Here is a 2,893-nt window from a genome sequence, read left to right as displayed (position 1 = left end):
TGTTCCAGTGCCTGATGATGACCGGCGCGGTCACCGGTCTGTTCCTGCGCCGGACCAGACCCGATACCTGGTTGGCCGTGACGATGATCGGGATGGTCGTCGTCTACGTGTCGCTGGGCTACTCCACCGTCGCCGTGGGTTCGGTATGACGGCCACCGGTAGTTTCGTGGCGTGACCGTCAGCCCACCGCGCCAGTCCGTGCGTCCCAGCCCGGTTTTCCTGCTCCTGGTCGGCCTCACCGTGCTCGGCGGGGTGCTGGCATGGGTGGACTCCGAGACCGAAGGGCCGATGGCACGCATCGGGGTCTTCATCTTCGTCATCGCGGGCTGGCTGGTGTCGCTGTGCCTGCACGAGTTCGCACACGCCTACACCGCCTGGCGTTTTGGCGACACCGATGTGGCGGTGCGGGGTTACCTCACTCTGAACCCATTGAAGTACTCCAATCCCGTTCTGTCACTTGGGCTTCCACTGTTGTTCATCGCCCTCGGCGGCATCGGACTACCAGGCGGCGCGGTCTACCTGCGCACGGCTTTCATGACGCCGCGCCAGCGCACCATCGTCAATCTGGCCGGCCCCTTCGCCAATCTGGTGCTGGCAGTGTTACTGCTGGCGGCGACGCGACTCTTCCTTGATCCAGGCCATCTGGCGTTCTGGGGTGCGGTCGCGTTCCTGGGATTCCTGCAGATCACCGCACTGCTACTGAACCTGCTGCCGATCCCGGGACTGGACGGATACGGAGCACTTGAACCGCACCTGAGTCCAGCGACCCAACGCGCCTTGGCGCCGGCCCGGCAGTTCGGGTTCATGATCCTGCTGCTGATCCTGATCGCCCCCGGGCCGAACCGGTTGTTCTTCTCCACGGTCTTCTGGTTCTTCGACCTGTCCGGGGTACCGGGAGCGCTGGTGACGATCGGCGGTCAGCTGACCCGGTTCTGGGCCGCCTGGCTCTAGGCACGACAAACGGCAGCGGACCCCCCTGCCGCTGCCGTGCTTTAACCATAAAGCGGTGCAATGCGACTCAGCCAGGGACCTAAGTACCCAATCAGGAGTACCCAACGAGCAGCGACGGAAGTTGCCATACATGCGGAAAGCTGCATAAATTTCATCCATGGGAGCCGGACACAGCCACGGAAGCGCCGACACCCGAGCCGGCCGGATGTTGATCGCCTCGGCCGTCCTGGCCGCATTCTTCGTCATCGAACTCAGCACCGCGCTGGCAATCGGGTCACTGGCACTGCTGGCCGACGCCACCCACATGCTCACCGATCTGGTCGCCCTGTTCATGGGCGTGACGGCGGTGCTGCTGGCCCGCCGGGGGTCGAAGTCCCCGGGAAGAACCTATGGCTGGCACCGCGCCGAGGTGTTCACCGCGGTGGCCAACGCGGTTCTCCTGCTCGGTGTCGCGGCATTCATCCTCTACGAGGCGTTCAGACGGCTGGGCGAGCCGCCCGAGATCCCCGGCTGGCCGATGGTGCTGGTGGCACTGCTCGCCCTGATCGCCAATGTCATTGTCGTACTTCTACTCCGGTCACAATCCAAGGAAAGCCTGGCGGTCAAGGGCGCCTACATGGAGGTGATGGCCGACGCGGTGAGCAGTGTCGGGGTACTGATCGCCGGCATCGTCATGGTGACCACGCACTGGCCCTACGCCGACACCGTGGTCGCCGTGCTCGTCGCACTGTGGGTGTTGCCGAGAGCGATCGCACTGGCGCGGGCGGCGCTGCGGATCCTCTCCGAGTCCTCGCCGGCACATATCGATGTCGCGGAGTTGCGCGCGGCCCTGGCCGCGGTCGACGGCGTCACCGAGGTCCACGATCTACACGTGTGGACACTGGTGCCCGGCAGAGACATGGCCACCGCACACCTCACCGCCGACGGACGTCACGACAGCGTGCTGCGCGACGCCCGCGCGGTGCTGACAGCCCGCGGGCTCGAACACGCCACCGTCCAGGTGGAGACACCGGGATCCGCCGTGGACTGCCCTACGCAGAGCGACCTATAGACCCAACTCGGCGTGCGCCGCGGGATCGCAGTCATCAAGCAGATCACGGCATCGGGCCACCTCTTCGGTTTCCCCGATCGCGTCCGCCGCCCGGGCAAGCGCGGCCACACACCGCAGGAAGCCCCGGTTGGGAACGTGGCCGTAGGGCACCGGGCCGAAACCCTTCCAGCCGTTGCGGCGTAGCTGATCCAGACCCCGGTGATAACCGGTGCGGGCATAGGCGTAGGCCGTGATCGCCCTATCGGCCTCCAGTGCCTCCTCGGCCAACTCCGCCCAGGCCACCGATGCCGACGGGTGAGCAGCGGCCACTATTGCCGGGTTCTCCCCGGCGTGAAGTGCGGCTTCGGCCTCCGGATCACCGGGCAGCAGTACGGGCGGTGGTCCGAGGAGATCGCCAAATGAAGTCATGGGCCCATTGTCCACATCGCGCGTGGGCGCTTCCCGCGCGGTGTCGGGCGCACCCGCTAGGGTCAAGAGACATTCAGCCGTTCCAGTGAGGATCACAGCCCACCATGTCGAACCCGTCCGGGACCGAGCGTGCCGACGATGCCCGGCTGTCGGCGACCGCCGACGATGCCCGGCTGTCGGCGGCCGCCGACGATCCGGTGACCGAGGTCATCGACATCTATGCCGATCCGCACGACGCTGAGGCGCTGACAGGCGAACGCCGTTATACCGCTCCGGGATTCGACGCGGGCTTCACCCAGATCATCGACCGGGTTCCGGATGCCCCGACGGAGTTTTTCGGGGCGCAGACCGGGGCCAATCCGAGGACGGCCGGACCGCGTTCCATCCCGCCGCGCCCGCATCTGAGCCGCCGGCCGAGATGGCTGATGCCGGCCCTGATGGTCATCCTGGGTGTGATCGCCGCGGCGGCGATGGGCGTCTTCG

General features: G+C 66.5%; 3 protein-coding genes and 1 pseudogene. 3 read left to right on the top strand and 1 reads right to left on the bottom strand.

Features of this window, described 5'->3' with window-relative positions; genetic code table 11:
- Positions 1 to 171 precede the first annotated feature (171 nt).
- Positions 172 to 951 carry a site-2 protease family protein gene (locus ACR2JI_RS08840; RefSeq protein WP_526389706.1) on the top strand — a complete coding sequence of 260 codons (780 nt, stop codon included), beginning with the start codon at positions 172 to 174 and terminating at the stop codon, positions 949 to 951.
- A 157-nt stretch (positions 952 to 1,108) separates the two neighbouring features.
- Positions 1,109 to 2,002, top strand: coding sequence for a cation diffusion facilitator family transporter (locus ACR2JI_RS08835; RefSeq protein WP_526389705.1), 894 nt, complete (start codon positions 1,109 to 1,111; stop codon positions 2,000 to 2,002).
- On the opposite strand, the gene ACR2JI_RS08830 is transcribed toward ACR2JI_RS08835, so the two are convergent.
- Positions 1,997 to 2,410 (bottom strand): DUF3151 family protein, encoded by a 414-nt coding sequence (locus tag ACR2JI_RS08830; RefSeq protein ID WP_526389704.1) that lies wholly within the window; start codon positions 2,408 to 2,410, stop codon positions 1,997 to 1,999. The genes ACR2JI_RS08835 and ACR2JI_RS08830 overlap by 6 nt on opposite strands.
- Before the next feature lie 104 nt (positions 2,411 to 2,514).
- Here ACR2JI_RS08830 and ACR2JI_RS08825 point away from each other — a divergent pair.
- A pseudogene (locus tag ACR2JI_RS08825) lies at positions 2,515 to 2,893 on the top strand (Rv0361 family membrane protein); the annotation flags it as partial.

It is taken from the genome of Mycobacterium sp. (assembly GCF_051006775.1).
Lineage (GTDB): Bacteria > Actinomycetota > Actinomycetes > Mycobacteriales > Mycobacteriaceae > Mycobacterium.
The sequence above is the reverse complement of the archived record's forward strand: the minus strand, read 5'-3'. Positions and strand labels throughout refer to the sequence as shown.